General features: G+C 54.4%; 18 protein-coding genes. 1 reads left to right on the top strand and 17 read right to left on the bottom strand.

Going from position 1 to position 18,467, the window contains the following annotated elements:
• Positions 1–108: 108 nt before the first annotated feature.
• From ABNT34_RS06600 to ABNT34_RS06525, 16 genes are all read right to left on the bottom strand, one after another.
• Entirely contained in the window at positions 109–2,964 is a 2,856-nt protein-coding gene (locus tag ABNT34_RS06600) for a DUF6701 domain-containing protein (RefSeq protein WP_348729922.1), read from the bottom strand.
• A gap of 11 nt (positions 2,965–2,975) precedes the next feature.
• On the bottom strand, positions 2,976–3,410 hold the full coding sequence (locus ABNT34_RS06595; RefSeq protein WP_348729920.1) for a type II secretory pathway component: 435 nt from the start codon (positions 3,408–3,410) through the stop codon (positions 2,976–2,978).
• A complete protein-coding gene (locus ABNT34_RS06590; protein WP_348729918.1) occupies positions 3,400–4,245 on the bottom strand; it encodes a prepilin-type N-terminal cleavage/methylation domain-containing protein in 846 nt (281 codons plus the stop codon). The genes ABNT34_RS06595 and ABNT34_RS06590 overlap by 11 nt, the downstream gene beginning before the upstream one ends.
• Complete coding sequence (locus ABNT34_RS06585; RefSeq protein ID WP_348729916.1) at positions 4,245–4,853, bottom strand: type II secretion system protein; 609 nt, start codon at positions 4,851–4,853, stop codon at positions 4,245–4,247. Before ABNT34_RS06585 ends, ABNT34_RS06590 begins: the two co-directional genes overlap by 1 nt.
• Positions 4,854–5,354: a prepilin-type N-terminal cleavage/methylation domain-containing protein gene (locus ABNT34_RS06580; protein WP_348729914.1), complete on the bottom strand. Its 501-nt coding sequence runs from the start codon at positions 5,352–5,354 to the stop codon at positions 4,854–4,856.
• Positions 5,355–5,359: 5 nt separating this feature from the next.
• Positions 5,360–5,851 (bottom strand): prepilin-type N-terminal cleavage/methylation domain-containing protein, encoded by a 492-nt coding sequence (locus ABNT34_RS06575; RefSeq protein ID WP_348729913.1) that lies wholly within the window; start codon positions 5,849–5,851, stop codon positions 5,360–5,362.
• A 12-nt stretch (positions 5,852–5,863) separates the two neighbouring features.
• Positions 5,864–6,433: a prepilin-type N-terminal cleavage/methylation domain-containing protein gene (locus ABNT34_RS06570; RefSeq protein WP_348729911.1), complete on the bottom strand. Its 570-nt coding sequence runs from the start codon at positions 6,431–6,433 to the stop codon at positions 5,864–5,866.
• Between the two features lie 86 nt (positions 6,434–6,519).
• A complete protein-coding gene (locus ABNT34_RS06565) occupies positions 6,520–7,746 on the bottom strand; it encodes a type II secretion system F family protein (RefSeq protein WP_348729910.1) in 1,227 nt (408 codons plus the stop codon).
• Complete coding sequence (locus ABNT34_RS06560) at positions 7,746–9,470, bottom strand: ATPase, T2SS/T4P/T4SS family (RefSeq protein WP_348729908.1); 1,725 nt, start codon at positions 9,468–9,470, stop codon at positions 7,746–7,748. Before ABNT34_RS06560 ends, ABNT34_RS06565 begins: the two co-directional genes overlap by 1 nt.
• A gap of 1 nt (position 9,471) precedes the next feature.
• The gene (locus ABNT34_RS06555) at positions 9,472–10,461 is read right to left on the bottom strand and encodes a tetratricopeptide repeat protein (RefSeq protein ID WP_348729906.1); all 990 of its coding nucleotides are present in this window, start codon (positions 10,459–10,461) and stop codon (positions 9,472–9,474) included.
• On the bottom strand, positions 10,458–11,360 hold the full coding sequence (locus ABNT34_RS06550; RefSeq protein ID WP_348729905.1) for an AAA family ATPase: 903 nt from the start codon (positions 11,358–11,360) through the stop codon (positions 10,458–10,460). The genes ABNT34_RS06555 and ABNT34_RS06550 overlap by 4 nt, the downstream gene beginning before the upstream one ends.
• Before the next feature lie 2 nt (positions 11,361–11,362).
• Complete coding sequence (mshL, locus tag ABNT34_RS06545) at positions 11,363–13,015, bottom strand: pilus (MSHA type) biogenesis protein MshL (protein ID WP_348729903.1); 1,653 nt, start codon at positions 13,013–13,015, stop codon at positions 11,363–11,365.
• Positions 13,016–13,023: 8 nt separating this feature from the next.
• On the bottom strand, positions 13,024–13,344 hold the full coding sequence (locus ABNT34_RS06540; protein ID WP_348729901.1) for a hypothetical protein: 321 nt from the start codon (positions 13,342–13,344) through the stop codon (positions 13,024–13,026).
• Positions 13,316–14,029 (bottom strand): hypothetical protein, encoded by a 714-nt coding sequence (locus ABNT34_RS06535; RefSeq protein WP_348729900.1) that lies wholly within the window; start codon positions 14,027–14,029, stop codon positions 13,316–13,318. Before ABNT34_RS06535 ends, ABNT34_RS06540 begins: the two co-directional genes overlap by 29 nt.
• Positions 14,026–14,634, bottom strand: a complete 609-nt coding sequence (locus ABNT34_RS06530; protein WP_348729898.1) for a PilN domain-containing protein — start codon at positions 14,632–14,634, stop codon at positions 14,026–14,028. The genes ABNT34_RS06535 and ABNT34_RS06530 overlap by 4 nt, the downstream gene beginning before the upstream one ends.
• Positions 14,618–15,577 (bottom strand): hypothetical protein, encoded by a 960-nt coding sequence (locus ABNT34_RS06525; RefSeq protein ID WP_348729896.1) that lies wholly within the window; start codon positions 15,575–15,577, stop codon positions 14,618–14,620. The genes ABNT34_RS06530 and ABNT34_RS06525 overlap by 17 nt, the downstream gene beginning before the upstream one ends.
• A gap of 52 nt (positions 15,578–15,629) precedes the next feature.
• Here ABNT34_RS06525 and ABNT34_RS06520 point away from each other — a divergent pair, with 52 nt between their 5' ends.
• Positions 15,630–16,619 carry a pyridoxal-phosphate dependent enzyme gene (locus tag ABNT34_RS06520; protein ID WP_348729895.1) on the top strand — a complete coding sequence of 330 codons (990 nt, stop codon included), beginning with the start codon at positions 15,630–15,632 and terminating at the stop codon, positions 16,617–16,619.
• Here ABNT34_RS06520 and ABNT34_RS06515 read toward each other — a convergent pair.
• Positions 16,542–18,032, bottom strand: a complete 1,491-nt coding sequence (locus tag ABNT34_RS06515; RefSeq protein WP_348729894.1) for an EAL domain-containing protein — start codon at positions 18,030–18,032, stop codon at positions 16,542–16,544. The two genes, ABNT34_RS06520 and ABNT34_RS06515, sit on opposite strands and share 78 nt — an antisense overlap.
• Positions 18,033–18,467 lie beyond the last annotated feature (435 nt).

Here is an 18,467-nt window from a genome sequence, read left to right as displayed (position 1 = left end):
TAAGTAACAATGCGCCGGGTGGATAGCTTTATCTTACACTTTTCGCCACTGAAACCAAGCTGCAATTGCGCTAAGCGTAAGGGGATAAGCGCTGCTGTAAACGCGGTGTTATTGTTCGCGCTGATAAATCAGCCGGTCGTTGCCCCGATAGCGGCCAAATAACGCGGTGGCTGACGGATCCTCATCACCTGCAGTGCTGGTTTTCCAGTCGTATTTCAGCCAAACCGGCGCCTGATATTGCAGGCCCCAGCTGCCATTTTGCCCCGGCGCGGACAGCAACAGGGTGTTGATTGGATTGACACCACTCGCAAGCTTGGTATTGCTGCCGGTGACGGTCAGCGCTGGCGACCCTGTTGCTGTTAATGCTGCGGGCAGTACATCACTGCAGCTGTCGGCGCTATGCAGTACAAACTGACTGCCATTCCAGACTTCGGCTTTCAGCACCACAGAAGCCGCCTGAAAAGCATTGGCATAGGCGTTTTCCAGCCGGTGGCGGCCATAATAAAATTTCAGCTCATTGCCAAGTTTTGCAGCATCGCAGGCGGTGCCGGCACAAGTGCCGCTGGTCGCAGCGTTCATCGTCAAGTCTGTGCTTTGCAGATTGCGGCTATCTCTTTCTGCCAACACTTTAACGCCTGGTTGAAAATTCAGGAAAGGGCCATCGGTGCTACTGCCCCGCTCCAACTGCAAAATGCTGGCGCTGAACTGATAACGGCCTTGTTGCCAGGTCGGACTCGGTTGGCCTTTCAGCCGGCCTTCCAGACTTGCTGTATGGCTGCTGCCATTGTTTTCCGCCACCAGACCAATCCCGGCAGCGCCGACATAATTAGCGCTGTCACTGGAACTGTGGTAGTTCAGCAACCGTGAGTTATCAAGATTCACTGCTTCCAGAGTGAAATTCAGCGGCACGCCCGGTTGGCTCATATAGCTAAACGCAGCACTGCCGCTGCCACACAAATTGCCGCTGCTGGGGTTACTCAGTACAAAATGCCGCGGATAAAACCGACCTATAATGGCGCTGTCCGGCTTGGCGCTGACATCGCCGGAGCCCAGATAACTGTTATCACTGAGCTTGCCTCTGAGTTTAATACTGCCGGCTTCCTGCCAGCGCAGTTGCAGATTTTCAAATTGGCCGGGAGTCCCGCTGACCGCGGTAAAATTGCCACCATTGACCAACAGACTGCTGCTATTGCCGGCGCCACCGGACGGGTACACCAGGCTGACAAACTCCACGCTGAGGGTTTCTGCGGTGATTTCTTTATTAAAGTTGGGGGTGAAGTTGCCCGCTTTGTTCAGCACGTCCAGCCGGACCTTAAACGGGGAACCTGCCACCAGAAACCCCTGGCCTGCGTTGGTGGTGGCTGGATTCGCAGCGGTGCCGGTGGCCTGGGTCACTGCACTGACCCGGATCTCATAAGGCCTGATGACAAAAGCGCTGACTGGCGCCGTCAATGTGATAGCCGGCTCAGTGCCGCTGGCCGCCAGACTAAGATTTGCATTCAGTTCAATCCGGCCGACATCAGGGTAATACAGCCCAAGTGGCGCGCTGCCGGACGCATCAAAGGTCAAAGTGACACTTTTGTAGACCAGCGAGCTTGCCGCTGCAGTGCCATCCAGGTTAGTACCGCCAGCGCCATTAGTGCCATTGATATTAAGCCGCTGCAAGCTGACGCAACTGGTCGGATCTACGCAGCGATAAGCCAGATTGACCGGCCGGCTGCCCTGCACTCTGGCCTCACAGGCACCAGTATTGGTATTCGTACGGATGGCCCGCAGCTCAGCGTTAAAACCCTGGCCGGCAATTTGATTGGCGCCATCAGTGGCGACTATTTTCAGCCCGGTATCAGCAAAACTGATGCTGCAGCTGCTGTCGATCACGCCGCTATTTTTACACTCCAGCGCGTTACTGGCTGTTGGACTGGCCGCAGTTAAACTGATGACAGAACTGCCGGTGCTGGTTTTACGCAAAGCACTGCTGGCGCTACCGGCGCTAAAGGTCGGGCTGCTGTTACTCCAGCTGCCACTATTGCTGGCCGCCAGCGTCACTGATGTCGTGCCGCTATAGAGCGTGGTACAAGCTGCGTTGGTACAGGCTTTTATGGTCACGGGCTCCGCTTCACAGGTGACTCCGGGGCTGGCGTAACTGAGTTCATAATGATGCACAGTGGCTGGTGGTGTGGCATTACAGGCGTTGACTGGATTAGATTTGGGCAGGCACTGGCCATAGACAGACCCACTTTGCACCTGAACAGTACCATTGGAATTCACCGCCGCCGACAGATCACCATAAATCACCGAACCGTTCTGCACATAAATATCGTTACTGCCGGTGGTGACATTGACTTTCGATGACGCGCTGCCAAGGTCCGAGTTATCCAGATAAACATGGCTGGCCCCGCTGATACTGCCGGTTGGCATAGTCACACCGGTCAACCGGACAATATTCAGTGCTGTCATGGTAATAGCGCCATTGACGGTGCCGCCACTGAGCGTAATACCAGAGCGCGAAGTCAGGCCGCCCTGCAGATTAGTGTTGGTTGCTGTGATGGTATTACTGCTGCTGGTCACCAGGCCCGTGACTGTTGATGTGTCTAACGCAATATTCCCGCCGGTATTGATGGTGCCGTTGATAGTGCTGGTGCGAACGTCAAACACAGCGCTTGAGGCTGATAAATCACCAAACACCCGGCTATCCCGAATGTCGTAGGCGCCATAATCTGACTGAAAATTGACCCGCACGCTGGCACTGCCCACCGTCACTTCGCGCACTTCAAAGCCGTTGTTTGCGATCAGTGTCAGATTCGACGCCGGGACAAAACTGGTGCCTTTATCAAACTTAACCCGACCATTACCGGTACAAGTCCAAGTGGTCGCCGTTTTCGTCCAGCTGGTATCACATTGCGGATCAACCGCCCAAACCCCGGCGCTGAATATCAGCAACAGGCTTAAGAGGCAGGCAGACATATTGCCACACTTCATTCGCTGGCCTCCGCACTAAGCACCCGGCTGGTCAGCAAGTCGCCGTCGCCGCACTGCGCAGTGCTGACCAAACGGAACCATTTTTTGCTGTCTATGGTATCTTCGCGACAGGAAAGCTGGCTCTGGCAACCCACCCAGTCACTGCTGTTCCAGTTGCGCATGCCGGTGTTCACGGCGGCACAGCTTTGTGCGGTCTGATTAAGCGGAAACAGCTGCACTAAACCTAATTCCAGCGTCGATTTTGCCAGCCAATAGCTGCGCTGGCCCTGTACTTCATAAATCAGTGAGGTGCCGGACGCCGTACTAAGCCGGGCCAATGCCAGCAAAATCAGACTGCCGAATAACAGCACAAATACGGCGATCACCAGCGCACTGCCAGACTGGCGGCGATGTTTGGCGCTTTGTGGTAAAAGATGCAGCTTAAGGGACATTACTCACCTGCACTAAATGGCTGTAACTGAGCACGGTACCGCTGTCTTGCTCCGACGTCAGCTCCAGTTGTATTTGCACTAGAGAATTGCGGGTCAGCGCATCCGGCGCCAGCTCAAACACCGGCCGCGTTGCCAGATCATTGCTGATTTGACGCGCCATCAGCGCGCCATTACTGAGCCCGCTGCCGGGCAGTGGCTGACTGCTTTGTAGCCCATAGCCTTCATAACGGCGAATTTCATTGCCGAGCGCACAAAAACTGACGGGGCTGTTTAACAAATAAGCCCGACTGGCCGGCGATGCGGTGCCAAACCCAAAGGCCTGACTGAACTGCAAACGTCGGGTGGCGCTATTGTTATCACCGTCATCAGGCTGTGGTGTGTTACGCAGCTGTACTTTTTGCGCTGGTTGCGCTGACGCCGCGTAAATATCCGCCGGGCTGGTTGGATAGACCAACAGCCACTGTCCGGCGCTGACGGCTAAAGCAAAATTCGGCTCAAGGCTCACCACATCCATAGTTGTCTGCGTATCCGGCTGCAGCGCTATAGTGCGATACCGCACTACAGCGCTAAAAGGCACAAATTCGAGACAAGACCAGCTGTTGCTGTTGCTGACCCGCAAGCTGTTTGGCACCGCATCACGCAGTTCCCGGTTCAGTCGCTCCAGTACAAAGCGGCTTTGCCCCAGCAACTGTTCACGCTGCGCCGATTGCAGATAAATTCCGGACATATTGCCGAGCAAAGTCGACAAGCCAACCACGCTAATACCCAGCAATACCAGCACAGTGATCAGTTCCACCAAAGTGAAGCCACGGGAATTAGCAGGACGGCGGCGCATTACCAGTTACCCTTTAAGGCGCTGAACGTCAGCACAGTGCCGTCCGGCGCGGTGATATTGAGCGTGATGCGTTTAACCAGATTATTGCTGGCCGCGCCTGCGTTAACGCCGTCGTAGCTGACATTAATCGCCAACTGATAATTGGCGTAACGGCTGGCCAGGCTGGTGCCAAGCACATCGGTTAAGGTCGCGGCATCAGCACGCAGACAATGAAAATCATCGACGTCGTCATAATCCTGCCGGTTGGCTTCTTCGGTCACTGCAGACATACCGCTGACCGGACAAGCCGGCAGACTGGCGGCACAACTGCCGGCGCCGGCTTCACCGCAGCGCAGCGGACTGCCACTGCGGCTGGAATTTTCATCAAAGGAGCGCGCCATCACTTCACTGAGCAGGCTTTGCGCCAGTTCAGCACTTCTGACCTGTAACCAGATAGCGCCGGAATCGCGGTGTAGCGGCGCCAACACGCCGGTCAGCAGTGTCAGTGCAATCGCCAGCACCACCATGCCAATCACCAGTTCAACCAGAGTAAAACCACGCTGCAGCATGGCTGCGGACTGAGAACGGCAATTTTGGCGGCGGTGGAATGGGCCTGGGCTTTTCATCATTTAGCAGGCCCCGATATAACCGCTGGCTTCAATACAGAGGCGGCTGGTCACGCCGCCAGCAGCAAAGCTGATAGTGCAGCCGCTGTTGCAACTGCTGCGTGGCTTGCCCCAGCTGTCAAAGCGTAAATACAAAGGCAGGCTGTCGGAACTGCTACTGACAGCACTGCCGTTGAGGTCGATTTGACTGAGATCACTGCTGTCTACAGTAAAACTGGCAGTAGCATCACAGGCATTTTGCCGGGCGATGCCGGCGACGTTAGCTTGCAATAACACAGTGGCGCAGCGGGTGTAGTTACCGTCGGCATCTATGACCGCGCTGTCCTGCATACTTTGCATCTGCACCTGGCGCAGTAAATTAATCACCGCATCGCGTTGCTGCTGCGGCTGGAATTCGTCGGTAGTAAAAAAACGACTGGCGGCCGTAGCCGCCAGAATACTAATCAGCAGGATCACCACCAGCAGTTCTATCAGGGTAAAACCGGCCCGGCGGCAGAGCTGCATGGTTGTTAACAACCGTCAGTTTTTAACGTATAGGTTGGTTTAGACGTGTTGTTTGCAGCTGCGGTGTAGATAAACAAACATACATCTGTCAGCGCTGAGCTGCCTGTTGGTGCAGTACCGGTATAAACTACAACATCTGTCGCTGCAACGCCGATTGTCGCGTTTGCAGTCCCCTGAACCACGGTAAAACCACCTTCCAGGTCCAGCACTTTATCCACTTCGGCTTTAGTTGCAGCAACATAACCATTGACCAGCGCAATCGCCACACCATCAACCGTGACGGAACCTGACGCTTTTTTATGCTCGCCCGCCAGCACCGCTTTGCTGTACAGCACCGCGTTAGCCGATTGCAGCGCGCCTTTCACGCCATTCACAGTGCTGATTTTTGCATCACTGCTCAGGTTTAAAAACTTCGGCGCGGCCGTGACGGCCAGAATGCCGAGTATCACAATCACAATGACCAGTTCAACTAAGGTAAAACCTTTACTCTTTTGCATCACATCACTCGATTAATTAGGTTTATTCAGGAAAGACAATACGTTACCTGTTGCAGGGGCATAGGTAAAGCCATTCGTCGCACCGACGCCCGCTGCTGGCGCCGCAGCTAAACCTGCAGTCTGGTGGTACTCACAAACGTTGGCCGTTGCCCGGGCAAAGAAATCGTCTGTCGCATCAAAAGTCGCATCGACAGTGGCGGCACCGGCTTGTTGAAACAGGTTATTAAACAAAAACACACAATCTGCGGCGTCTACTGCCGTAGCTCGGGTATCAGCTGTTGGGTCGCCAGAAGGAAAACCGATAGCGCCATCGACACCTATAAATACATTGTCGTATTCGACTCGGGTTTGGTTGGCGGCGACGTTGTTATTCGGCCGGCCGGCAATTTCCCAGCCCGCACGCACTAAACCCACTGCCGAGGCAAAACCGCCGGCCGTTGCTTCCACTGAAACATCTTCCGCGCGCTCAGTGACATTAAGGAATCTTGGTAACGCCGTGGCGGCCAATAAACCTAAGATAATAATGACAATGACTAATTCGATTAAGGTAAAGCCTTGTTGCTGTCTTGAGATAGTACGCATACTCAGTTCTCCGGGGCTTAAATCAATAGTTTATAGTTTTGATTACACTAATTAATGACAGCTTTTCTGGCGATTGCCAAGCTCACCTACTTGCCTTTTTGATAAGCACTGAGCATGTCCCACATCGGGGTAAATATCCCCAGGGCCAATAACAGCACCATCACTGCGACTACAGTGATCAGAATAGGCTCGATTTTCGCTGTCAGCGACTTCAGATCAAAAGCGACTTCCCGTTCATAAAACAATGCTACTTCCTGCAACATGTCATCCATCTGGCCGGTTTCTTCACCGACCGCCAGCATTTGCATCACCAACGGCGTAAACAAACCGCTTTGCGCCGATACACGCACCAGGCTTTCGCCGCGTTCAATATTGCGCCGCATCTCGCGGATTTTGTCCGCCATAAAATCGTTGTCGACCGCTTCCGCTACCAAGCTCAGCGCAGTGGTCAGTGGCACGCCGGCGCGCAGCATCAGCGCGAAACTGCGGGCATAACGGCCTAAAGTGGCGCGGTTGATAATGTCGCCCATCAGCGGCAAACGCAGTTTGTAACGGCTCCAGCGATAGCGGCCCTGCTCGGTTTGCAGATAGCGGTACAGCGCAAAACCGGCCGCCGTCAGACCCAACAATAACCAGGGCCAATAGTTAACGAAAAACGCCGAGGTACTAATCAGCACTTGCGTGGTCCAGGGTAATTCGGCATGAAAGCGGGCGAACATGGCGGCAAACTGCGGAATAACAAAGATATTCAGGATCACCATCGCCACCACAATTGCCAGCAGCACAAAAGACGGATACCGCGTCGCCTGTTTAATCTGGCGGCGGGTTTCCATTTCCTGTTCAAAATAATCCGACAACTGGGCAAAAGCATCATCGAGCCGGCCGGTGTTCTCGCCGACATGCACAATACTGACAATCAGCCGGTTAAACACTTTCGGGTGACTGGCCATCGCCACCGACAAACTACGGCCTTTTTCCAGCTGCTCGGCTAAATCCAGCAACACAGTGTTCAGCGCTTTCGAACTGGTACTTTCAGCCAGGCCGCGAATGGCGCGGATGATCGGAATACCGGCTTTCATCAGCGAATACATTTGCCGGGCAAACACTATCAGTTCCGGCAGCCGCACCACAGGACCAAACCAGCCGGACAAGTCCAGCTTTAGCTGCCGTTCTGGCGCGATTTCGCTGATATTCAGCGGGATCAGTTGCCGGCGCTGCAGCTGGTCGGCTACTGCACTTTCACTTGGCGCGTCAATCTCACCGGACTGAAGCCGGCCCTGCGGATCACGGGCGCTATAGCGAAAACTGGCCATCAGACAGAGCCTGCCATAGCGTCTAAATCAACATATTCCGACACCCGGATCACTTCATCCAGGCTGGTGATACCCTGCTGGGCATAATCCAGCGCCATAGTGCCGAGCGTGCTGAAATTCTCCGAGCTGTAAGCGATACGGGCGAATTCTTCAGTGTCGTTACGCCGCAGCGCATCCGCCAGCGGTTTGTCCAGCACCAGTAATTCAAACACACCAATCCGGCCTTTATAACCGGAGTAATGACAGGACTGACAGCCGCGGCCACGCCAGAACTGCAAGCCGGCCGGCGCGCGGAAATGTTTCAGCCAGGTTTGTTCCAGCTCATCGGGCTGATATGGCTGTTTGCAATGCAGACAAACGCGTCGCACCAGCCGCTGCGCCAGAATAGCCCTAAGCGCACTGGCCACCAGATAAGGCGCCGCCCCCATATCAATCAGCCGCAGCGTACTGGTGACGGCATCATTGGTGTGCAGCGTCGACAATACCAGGTGACCGGTTAAGGCGCCGCGCAGGCCCATTTCGGCGGTTTCCTGGTCGCGCATTTCACCGACCATCAGAATATCCGGGTCCTGCCGTAAGCTGGTGCGCAGCACACCGGCAAAATCGAGGCCGATTTTGTGGTTGATTTGCACCTGATTAATCCGCGGCAGCCGGTATTCCACCGGATCTTCCACTGTGATGATTTTGACGCCCGGCTGATTCAGCTCCGACAACACACCATACAGCGTGGTGGTCTTACCGGAACCGGTCGGGCCTGTGACCAGCACCATACCATGTGGGCTTTGGATAATACGGCGCAAGCGCGCAGCGATGGCCGGCGGCATGCCGGTTTCTTCCAGACTGAGTAAACCGGCGCTTTGGTCCAGCAGACGCATCACTACAGATTCGCCGTGTTGCACCGGCATCGTCGACATCCGCACATCGATAGTGCGGCCTTTGATTTTCATCTGAAAACGACCATCCTGCGGCAAGCGTTTTTCCGAGATATCCAGGCTCGCCATCAATTTCAGCCGCAGCACCAGCGCCGGCGCAATGCCGGTTTCCTGCAACACACTTTCCTGCAGCACGCCGTCGACGCGCTGGCGAATGCGCAGCACTTTTTCGTCCGGTTCGATATGGATATCCGAAGCGCGCACTTGCACCGCGTCTTCAAATAACGACTGCAGCAGCCGCGCTATAGTGTTGTCCTGCTCGCCTTCGGTGCTGAGCGCGGCGAAGTCGATGGTTTCGGTTTCTTCGTATTCTTCCTGTAGCTGGTGGGCAAAACTCTGAATTTCCTGGGTACGGCGATACAGGTTATTAAAGGCTTCAATCAGCTGACTTTCGCGCACTACGGCGATCTCAATCAGCTTGGGTTCGAGCAGCGGCGCGATTTGGTCCAGGCTGGATAAATCCGCCGGGTCGCTCATGCCGAGCAATACAGATTCGCCGCGGTCTTCCAGCACTAAAGCGCGCAACCGGCGGGCATGCACTTCCGGCAGCATTTGTGCCACGCGCGGTTCGATGCGGCGCTGCGCGATATCGAGAAACTGCACATTCAGCTGCTGCGAGAGGAATTGCAGCAACTGGTCTTCAGTCAGGTAACCCAGCTCAATTAAGGTGGCGCCAAGTTTACGGCCATTTTGTTTTTGCGCCGCCAGGGCGTTGTTCAGTTGCTGGTCGCTGACGATGCCTTCATGCACCAGCAGGTCACCCAGACGCATTTTTAAACGGGGTCTTTGCATATTATTGTCCGGTGGCGCTGGCAAGGCGCTGTTGAATAAATTGCCGGCTGACCGGACTCAAGCCGCCCAGTTGCAAGGCCTGCTGATAAGCCTGTTGCGCTTCAGGCCACTGACCGCGCTGGTCCAGCATAGTACCGAGCCCAAGCCAGGGCCTGCTGTCCTCTGGCATTAACTGGCTCCAGCGCTGATACGCCTGCAGCGCCCGCTCCGTCTGACCGGTTTGCTGCGCGGCGTGCGCTTCCAGCGCCAGCACCTGCTGTGGATATTGTTGTGCTAAGGCCGGCGTCAACGCATCTAACAGCGCTTGCCACTGCTGCATGCCGGCAAGCTGCTGAATATGGGCCCATTGCAACGCGGCCAAATCGCGCTGTTGCTGCTGTGCGACGCGCTGTGGATCTGCTGCGGAGATGGTCATGTGTGGTTTTACCGTTGGCGCGGCTGACTGTGATTCTGCTAAAGGCTCTGCTACTGTCTCAGACTCGGCCAAAAACGCCGCATCAGAGTCTGCCAGCGCATAGGCCTCAGCGACGGCATCAGACCCGGCGACAATTTCAGTCTTGACCGGTTCAGGTTCGTGTTGCTCAGCAGTGTGTGGCTGTTGCGCTATTGGCACGACCGCCTCGCGCTGCGGAGGTGTGCTGTCTGATTTCGTTGGAACTTTGATTTCAGCGGCAGACGCAACTTCATTGCTGTCTGGTGCTGTGCGGACAGGTTCTGGACTGGCTGCGACCGCCGTCGCTGGTGCAACCCCGGAGGTGGGGCTCACGGCCGCAGCTTCGGGTTCAGCTTGCGGCTTTGCAGTAGCAACCTCTGGTGCCGGTTTCTGCCCAAACTGGCCAATCTCAACGCCCAGCCATAAAGCCGGTAACAACAACAGCGCCCAATACCAACGCCGCTGCTGTGAGACCGTCAGCGCCGGTGTGCGCAAAAGCGCCTGATCTGCCGCCTGGCGTTTGTCTAAATCGCGCAGCATCTGGTTGATCACACTCATCGCAGACTCCAGCTCAGCAAAGCCGATGGTGCCAGATACCATAACAGCGCCAGCGTCGCCGTAGCGACCAACAGCCAGTGCAACGCCGGATGCTGCACATCTTCGGTGTCGGCTGCCGCCAGATACATTTGCTTCCAGCCGGCGCGCGGCAGCCCGGCGCCATAGGCCAGCAACAGCGCTTTGTGCGCCAGCACATTAATCAGCCGCGGAATGCCTCTGCTGTAATAACTGAGTAACCGGACGGCAAGCGGGCTGAATAACATCAGCGCACTACCGGCGATTTGCAGACGCTGACGCAGATAAGCCGCTACTTCCGGTTGCTGTAACTGCGCCAGCTGATAAGAGAAACTGATACGTTGACGCAACTGCCGAAACCCCGGCTGCGCCAGGCGTCTATCCAGCTCTGGCTGGCCAAACAACACGACCTGCACCAGTTTGCGTTGTTCAGTTTCCAGATTGGTCAAAAGCCGCAGTGCTTCCAGTGTGTCGTCCGGCAGCGCCTGCGCTTCATCAATCAGCAGCACCACCTGTCGGCCGGCGCTGGCCAGCAACAATAACTGGCGCTGTAACAAATGTGCCAGCTGCAGCTGGTCGATATTGTCGGATTGCTTCAGCCCCAGCTCCAGCGCTAAAGCCCAGCGTAGCTGCTGCGGGTTCAGATTAGGGTCGGGAATATAAGCCTGGCTCCAGTGCGCCGGCGCTTCATTTAACAACTTGCGGCACAGCAAGGTTTTACCGGTCCCGACTTCGCCGGTCACTTTGATAAACCCTTCACCATGATTTAACGCGGTTTGCAGCACTTCCATGGCTTGCTGGTGCCCCTGCAACCCGACATAAAAACCGGTATTCGGCGTCAGGCTGAACGGGTACTGCTGCAACTGAAAGTGTGCCAGATACATCATCAGCGCCGTTGTTGCCAGACCTGCATTTGCAGGCTGGACTGCTGAATTTGTTGTTGCCAGACTTCAGCACCGGTGACCGTCGGTTTGAGCAAAATCACCAGCTCTTTTTTCTTCTCTGATTTGCTGGTCGACTTAAATAAATTGCCGAGCAGCGGTAACGAACGCAGCCCCGGCACGCCGCTTTCCTGGTCGCTGATCACGGTCTGCATCAGGCCGCCAATCACCACAATTTCGCCGTTACTGGCTTTGATAATAGTGTCAGACTCGCGGATATTACTTTGCGCCAGCGGTAACACCACTTCTTCTTCCGACAAACGAATGGTTTTGACCTGCTCGGCGGTTTCGGTTACCGACGGATGCACATGCAAAATCACCTGACCATTGGCATCAATTTGCGGCGTCACATCTAAAGCAATGCCAGAGAAAAACGGCTGCAAAGTGATGCTCGGTGTGGTGTTTTGCACACCGTTGGTTGCGGTGGTGGTATTGCTGGATACATCAGTGACAAAGTATTCGTCCTGCCCGACTTTAATCACCGCTTTTTGGTTATTCACCGCCGTGACGCGCGGGCTCGACAGCACCTGCGCATCGCCCTGGGTCGACAACAAACTAATCACGCCGTCAAAATCGGCATTTTCAAAGGCGATGGAAGTTAATCCGCCAAGACTGCCACTGATTTTATTGCCAAAACTGCCGGCGGTATTACTCAGCGTCAGATTGGTGGAATCGATGTTGGCGAGCGCGCTTTGCCAGTTAATGCCTTGCTGGTAGTCATCGCTTAATGTGACTTCAATGATTTTGGCTTCGAGGATCACCTGCCGCTGCAGATGTTGTTCGGTTTGTTGCAAAAAGGCCCGCACCGCGGCGATTTCATCCGGCATGCCGCGCACAGTCACAAGACCAGCCTGTGGTGACACCACCACAGAACGCTGCGGCAGAGTGCCTAAAATACCGCGCACCGCTTCCTGTAAATCTTTCCAGAAATCAGTTTTGCTGCTGCTTTGGATCATGCTGCCGTTAAATTGCTGCTGATTATTGCCGCCGAGGCCATTCTGGCCGTCCATATTCTGATTCTGCTGATTGTTGTTTTGGTTATTTTGATTGCCGTTGCGATTGTTATTTTGCTGGTCCTGCGACACGCCACCGGAGTTCACTGCAATCGACGATAAACCATTGCGCTGCATCAGCAAATAATTGACCGGAATGGTTTCAGTGCGAAGCCCTGCCGGGTAGACCTGATAAATCAGCCCGGACTGGCGGATATCAAAACCATAGATCTGCTGCACCACCGCCATCACTTCCGGCAGTGTGACCTGCTTCAGCTGCAGGCTGACGGTGCCGCGCACATCCGGATGCACCACGATACTAAAATCCGAGTCTGTCACCAAGGACGCGAAAAAGTCCGCCGCCGGCACCGCAGCAGCTGCCAGATTAAAGCGCGGCAACACCGGCGCGTTTTGTAGCGGCATGGCGCTGGCACTTAACACATCCGCGCTGACCGCCGCCGGAATTTGCAGCGGTTTAGGTTTGGCCGGCGCTTGTTGCGCTTTATTCAGTTCAGCCTGCGATCGCGCCAGCACATCAGATTCTGACGTGATGCTACAGCCCTGCAGCAGCACCAGCGCTGCGATCAGTGAAAAGGGTTTCGCCATAAAATCCGCTACTTTGTCATTGAAGGAAATAATTGCAGCGTCAGCTGACGTTGCCCCTGCGCTAAGATCACCCGACCTGCCCCGATAGAAACCACTTTATAACTGCCATGCATAGCGCCAACCCGGCGCGGCTGTCCGTCTAAAATCGCCAGCCGTTCTTTGCCTTCCAGCCGGATCAGGCTTAGTTTCGGGACCTGCTGTGCCTCTGTTTTGACGCCAGTGCTATCGCTCAACACGGCTTCCGGCGCGGTCGGATCCGCCGCCCACAGCGGCAGGCTGAGCATACTGCTACAGAGCAGACTAAATCCGCAGATATTCAGCTTGTTCACTGATAGTCTCCAATTCCAGCCGCAATTCCGCCTGAGGGTGTTCTGATACTTTGTACTCTAACTGATGCCAGTGTAGCTGCCAGGGCAAGCGTTCCAGCTGTTGCAGCAGTTGTTGTAACTGCGCGTACTGGCCGCTGAAAATGATTTCGGTTTTATGCAGATACAGCTGAGGTGTTGCAGCGGCCGGCGCGGTATTGGCCTGCGCCACAGGCGCCGGAGTCGAAGTTGGTGTTGAAGTTTGAGTTAGAATTGCGGCGCCGATTTGCAGCACTTCGGGTTTCAGGCTGCGCAGCAGGGTTAGTTTCACGCCGGGGCTGCTTTTCAGCACGTCCTGTAGCAGCGGTAACATTTGCTCTGGGCTGACATAACGACCCGTCAGCTGTTTAATCTGACGGTTTAACTGTTCCCGCTGTTGCTGCCGTTCGCTAATTTGGCTGCGCACTTGTTCATTGGGGTCGCTGTTCAGCACCTGCAAGACCGCATCAACCTGCTGTTGTAGTTGCGCCATCTGGCCCAGCGTCATTTTTTGCTGTTGTTTGCTGGTCTGCAGCGACCGCCACAAAGGTTCAGCCACAGAGATAGTACCGACCCATAGCAACATGACCAGCGCGGCGAAAAAAATCAGCCGACGCTCGCGCAGTTGCAGCTGCATATACTGTTCACACAGTTGTTGCCACTGACTCATCGCATGCCCTCCGCAGCCACAGCAACATCGCTGCTGCTGACCCGGAATTGCAGATAATCCTGCGCCAACGGCTGAAAAGACACGGCAGAGAATTGCTGGCCACTAAACTGCGGGCTTTGCCCTAACTGGCGTAACCACTGTGGTACCAGTGCCGCATCCCGGGTCACGCCATCAAATTCAACGCCCGCTTTGCCGAGGCGGAAGCTGCGCAACCAGAACTGCGGTAAATCCTGTGCACTGAGTTGTTGCAGTACGGCGGCGTATTGCGGCGGCTGCGCTTGTTGGTCGGCAGTTAAATACTGCAACAGTTGTTGTTTTTGTCCGATCTCAGTGTTGAGTTGTTCCACCTGCTGCAACAGCGCCTGCTCAGGCTGCCGGTTATCCAGCGCTTGTTGTAAATTGGCTAACTCTTCCGACTTTTGCTGCACCGCGGCCTGGATTTTGTTGGTTTGCAGTTGTTGCTGCTGCAATTGATATTGCAAAGTTCCTGCGGTAGCGGCAATCACCAGCAGCACCAGAGCGCAGCTACGCAATAATGTTGGCAACGCGAAGCGCTGCGGCACCGGCTGTAACCCAGCCTGATACAGATTAATGCGTTGTTTCAATGGATGTCTCCGCGCTCAGCAATAACTCCAAAGCGCCGGCCAGCGGCAACCAATAATCCGCCTGTTCGGCCAGGCTGCTACCCGGCATGTAGGCGGATACATCCAGAGCCCGCACCTGAGTGAAACCATTTTGCACAAAATACTGCAGGATCGCCGGTAACTCCGGGCTCGGTAATAAAAACAGAATCTCTTTGACCGGTGCTTGTCGCATCTGCCCTTCGAAAAAGTCCAGTGAACGTTGTACTTCGAGTAGCAGATTGTCGAGCAAGCCCAGGCTCAGGTCGCTGTAACTCATTTGATCAATACGATTAAAACCGCGCAGTTTCCGGCTGACATACAAGGTGCCGTTTCGCACAATCTGGATACTCAGTTCCTGGCCCGGCTGATGGCTCAGTAACAACACCGCTTGCGGTTGAACAGGTAATAAATTTCGGGCCAGCCATTCATCCGGTTGAATATTCATCAGCTGCGCCGGGCTTTGCTGCAACACTTTACACAAAGGCGCCAGCAGGCTGCGTGAACTGGCAACCACCTGAATTTTGGCTTGTTGCTGACTGGCGGGCTCTGCCACGTCACAGTAATCAACGATTAAATCATCGGTCGGGATGCTGACCAAATCACGGATTTGCCAGGGTAAAGCATGGCGCATTTCGGCTTCGGCCAATGGCGGTTTATCCAGCTGCACCAGCTGATAACTGTCGGCACTTAGTACCAGACACAGCGCGGTATTTTTCGGTAATTCACGGGCCAGCTGACTGCAGGCACTGACGCGTTGCTGGCTATCCACCAGACGCACAGTTTCGGTTTTTAATACCACCTGATCGATGCTTCGGACCAACACCAGCTTTAGCTGCTCAGCCTGCAGATAAATCGCGGCGATCTGCGTTGCCTGACGCGGGCGGCCGGCTGAACTGCGGAACTTAAACGCAAATTTCTGTATCATGCAAACACTCTGACACCTTATTGATCTGGTTTTGCCGGGTCTGGCTGCATTTGTGAATTCACCGTTTTATCGTCAACACTGGCAACGGATTTCTCTGCCATTGCTGGAGCAATTTCAGACCGAGCTGTGGGTCTGCCACCTGCACTGTCTGGTCCCTGCGATCGCGGGTAATAAATGGTTAAAACTAAAGTACCATATCCAGCATATACAACAATATGAAAAAACGGGAATTCTGACCTTCGGCGGGGCTTTCTCCAACCACCTGGCAGCCGTCGCTGCTGCAGGAAAAGCCTTTGGCTTTCAAACGCATGCGATAGTACGACACGACAGCGTGGTGACCAACCCGACTTTAGCCGCATGTCAGGCGCATGACATGCAACTCAGCTTCGTTAACCGGCAAGTGTACCGGCAACGCCAGCAGCCTGAATATCTGGCGACATTACAGCAACAATTTCCGAATTGGCTGATAGTGCCGGAAGGTGGCACCAGCGCTTTGGGTTTACAAGGTGTCGCTGAACTGCAGTTGGCGCAAACCCCAAATGGTCCTGCAAAGCTGATTTGTTGCGCCACCGGCAGTGGCGGCACTGTTGCTGGTCTGGCGCTGGGGCATCCGCACCTGCCGGTACTCGGCGTCAGTGTGGTGCAGGATCCGGGGCTTGCGGCTCAGATCACCGCTTTGGTGCCACAGCAACATAACTGGCAACTGCTGCCAGATTGCAGCGGCTGCCGTTATGGTCGCTTCGATCAGGCCACGCTCGGGCTTTGTCTGGAACTGAGCAGGCAGAATTTGCCGTTAGAGCCGGTTTATACCGGCAAAGCTTTCCGCACATTGTTGCAACAACTGGAACAACAGCAGATTGCGCCCGGCCAGCGCATAGTATTTTTTCATACCGGCGGGTTACAGGGACTGGATGGTTTGCAGCAACAACAGCTCATTTCATCAGAGCAATATCAACAGCTTAAATCAGCTGAGCTGCGCCTGTGGCATCAGTTCGGCGAGCGGTTGACTGAAGAAATACCCTTGCGCCCCACTGACGCCTAATTTCTGCAAACAAAGCCATTCTTCCTGACACTCAACGCCGGTGGCTATGACCTTGACGCCTTTACTCTGATGGCTTGCAACCAAACCGCGGATAAACAACTGTTGCTCCAGCTGTCGTTCAATGTGCCTGACCACAGAGGCATGCAGCTTCACCGCATCAACCGGCAGTTCTGTCAAATACTGACAAGGGCTGATATTCAAACCTACATGGTCAATGATCAGACTAAAACCTTGTTGCTGCAGCTTGAGCAGCTTCGGTTTGAGCTTTTTATACTGTTTAATCAGATGGTATTCATCCACTTCCAGCGCCAGCTGTGATGCCTGTAGCTGGCCATTTTGCAGGCTTTGCTGTAACCAATGCATAAAATCCTGATTTAACAATGATTCAACTGTCAGGTTCACACTACAGCGCAGACCGTTTTTTTGTTCCAGCTGGCATAACCGCGCCGCTTTAGTCAGCACATATTGATCAAGCTGAGCCGTTAAACCACAGTTCACCGCCATCGGCAAAAATACCGCAGCCGCTAACTTATCGCCATCGCTGGTCTGTAAGCGGACTAACACTTCATGTTGGATAATATCGTGTTGTTGCCAGGAAAAAACCGGCTGAAAACTGAGTAGAAACCGCTGTTCTTTCAACGCATTGGCCAGTTCTGTCCGCCACCAGACCGAGCCTTTAATCTTTGGCTTGTGCTCAGGATAAAAACCAAAGGCGGCATTAGGCCCCTGCAACTGCGCGGTTTTCAGCGCCATATCTGCTTCGGACATGACTTGATAGCCAGTTTGGCCTTGCTGATAAATTACATATCCCAGATGTACCAAATCAAAATCTTCATAACCGGCAAAAAAGCTGGCGCGACTTAAGACCATCGCCAGCCGGTCCCCCAGCTGTTCAGCATCTTTTTGTTCCATACCCGGAACCAATAACGCGAGATCGGCGTCGGCCACCCGGGCTAACACTATGAGTGGTAAGTGATTCACCAACTGCTGGACTAAGTCGGCGCTACCGGCAAGCCGCTGCACCGCGTCATTGGGACCGACACTGAGCTCCGGGTGACTCAGCTGGATCAAAAATAACGCGCCGGACTGAGGTTCAGCCGGATCTAACAAATAATGCTGGAGTTTGCTTTCAAAATAGATGCGATTGCCGATGGCCAGCTCATGGTCAACCAAGCCCTGCACCCGCACCAACTGACGAATTTCCTGCTCGCGTCGCACCTGATGTTGCAGGCTCTGGCGCAGCAACGTTAACCGGTCCGGTAAGCTGGTATCGCGACTGACCGGTAAATAGGCGTCCTGCAGTAAATCATCTACTCTGCTGGTTAACTCAGTGATCATATGCTGTTGGCTATGCTGCTGAGCACTGTGTTCGTAAACGAAATACCATAAAACAGCTGAGACAAGATTGAGCATCAGGCATGCTGGAATGCCAACAGACATAAAGGTTTTAAAAGGAACGGGTAATACCTGGACAGCAAGCAGCAGCATGATCGCCAATCCGCCGTTCGCAAAAAGCAATAACAGCGCCATAGACTGGGCAAATGGGCGGCGAGTTAACCAGTTCTTCAGCAATTCCATCACGATCATACTCTCCAGATTAGACTTTTGAGTGTTAACGGCGAAGCTGGGTTTGTCGAGGAGTGAGGACGAATTTTAACTTTTTGAAATTTGCGAGGAGGTGCGGGTGGCTTCGTTTGAGTCTGCACCCTCGCAGAGCTTCGGGTGTGCTCAGCCGGAGCGAAGCCAAATTGTTGGCTTCTCTAAACCCCGGCTTCACTGTACTACTCTACGCGAAGTAAAACCGCCGGATTCTAAATACAAAAAACCCCGCTGTCTGAGCGGGGTTTT

This window comes from Rheinheimera texasensis (assembly GCF_964031785.1).
GTDB classification, from domain to species: domain Bacteria; phylum Pseudomonadota; class Gammaproteobacteria; order Enterobacterales; family Alteromonadaceae; genus Pararheinheimera; species Pararheinheimera texasensis_A.
This window is presented reverse-complemented; position numbering and strand designations above follow the sequence as displayed.